The sequence below is a fragment of the Streptomyces phytophilus genome, from assembly GCF_013870535.1.
Lineage (GTDB): Bacteria > Actinomycetota > Actinomycetes > Streptomycetales > Streptomycetaceae > Streptomyces > Streptomyces phytophilus.
Genome location: NZ_JACBXC010001452.1, coordinates 1 through 1,412, shown reverse-complemented (window position 1 = coordinate 1,412; position 1,412 = coordinate 1). Strand labels below are relative to the sequence as shown.

Sequence of the window (1,412 nt, the reverse complement as noted above, 5' to 3'; positions counted from 1 at the left end):
CGGGCCCGGCGGGGCGTATACACGCGCGCGCCCCGCCGCGCGGACGTATCCGTGCGGCGGGGCGGCGGGAGACTCACCGCGGGCCGGGGGCCCGGGGGATCAGTACCAGTTGTTGGCCTGCCAGAAGTCCCAGGCGCCGCACGGGCTGCCGTAGCGGTCGTTCATGTAGTCCAGGCCCCACTTGAGCTGGGTGACCGGGTTGGTGCGCCAGTCGGCGCCGGCCGAGGCCATCTTGTCGCCCGGCAGGGCCTGCATCAGTCCGTACGCGCCGGAGCTGGGGTTGGTCGCGGTGTGGTCCCAGCCGCTCTCCCGTTCCACGATGTTGCTGAAGCAGGTGAACTGGTCCGCGGGCACGATCTCCCGCGCCGCGGCCTGGATGCCGGACTCGGTGGTCGGGACGCTCGCCTGCGACGCCTCGGTGGCACCGCCGGAACTCCCGGAGGACGACGAGCCGTTCGGGTCGACGGACTTGGAGACCTTGCCGCCCTCGGTGTCGACGCGCAGCTCGGTGCCGACCTTCAGCGCGGCCGGGTTGTCGCCGATGGCCTTCTCGTTGTCGACGTACACGCGCTGCCAGCCGCCCGGCACGTCGTACTTCGCGGCGATCTTGGCCAGCGTCTCGCCGGCGGCGACGGTGTGCTCGACGTAGCGCTGCTGCTTCTTCTCGGTCTTGGCGGCGCTCTGGTCGGCCTCGGCGGGCTTGCTCTCCGCCTTCTTGCCGCCCAGGTCCAGCTCCTGGCCCGGGAGGATCAGGTGGGGGTTGTCGCCGACGGCTTCCTTGTTGGCCTCGTACAGCTGCTGCCAGTCGGGGCCGAAGCCGTTGTCCTCGGCGATCTCCGAGAGGGTGTCGCCCTTCTCGACCGTATAGGCGTGCGCGGCGGTCGCCGCGACTCCGCCGGCTACGGGCAGGGCTATGCCCACCCCCGCAGCGGCGGCATAGCGGCGGGTGGAGCGCGACTTGGGCGCGCGCCGGGTGCCGGTTCCGGCCATGGTGGCTCGCTCTTTCTCCGACGCCTGCGAAGTGAGCTGTCGGGTTCGGGCTGGAGTTGCCCGGCCGCGTCGTGCTGTGCGGCTTCACCCCGAGTCGGGGAGTCCGGTGCGGTCCTGCCACCGTGCCTCCGGCCGACGGAGAAGTGGTTCCCCCGCTCCTGCCCGAACGGCTGTGGGGACGACGGTTCCGGGCTCCGACGGGCAGGACTCGGCGTACCGGAGCGCGGTGCTCGCGTCTGCGAACGCCTCGGACACTAGGAGATCGAACGGCAGATCACAAGAGGATCACGAGGATCCACGCGTAGTCTGACGCTCCGTGCTGACGCGCGCACGCGTGGGGCGGCTGGGGCGGATGTGACGTTCCGCACTCGATTCCCGGTGCAGCGCGTCCAGTAGAGGCTGCCCGGCCGGTACGACGAGGC

General features: G+C 71.4%; 1 protein-coding gene and 1 riboswitch. The gene reads right to left on the bottom strand.

All coding sequences use genetic code 11. The features are described from left to right. Positions 1-99: 99 nt before the first annotated feature. A complete protein-coding gene (locus H5J30_RS33255; RefSeq protein WP_181791446.1) occupies positions 100-990 on the bottom strand; it encodes an aggregation-promoting factor C-terminal-like domain-containing protein in 891 nt (296 codons plus the stop codon). Positions 991-996: 6 nt separating this feature from the next. Continuing rightward, a riboswitch (cyclic di-AMP (ydaO/yuaA leader) is annotated at positions 997-1,172 on the bottom strand. Positions 1,173-1,412 lie beyond the last annotated feature (240 nt).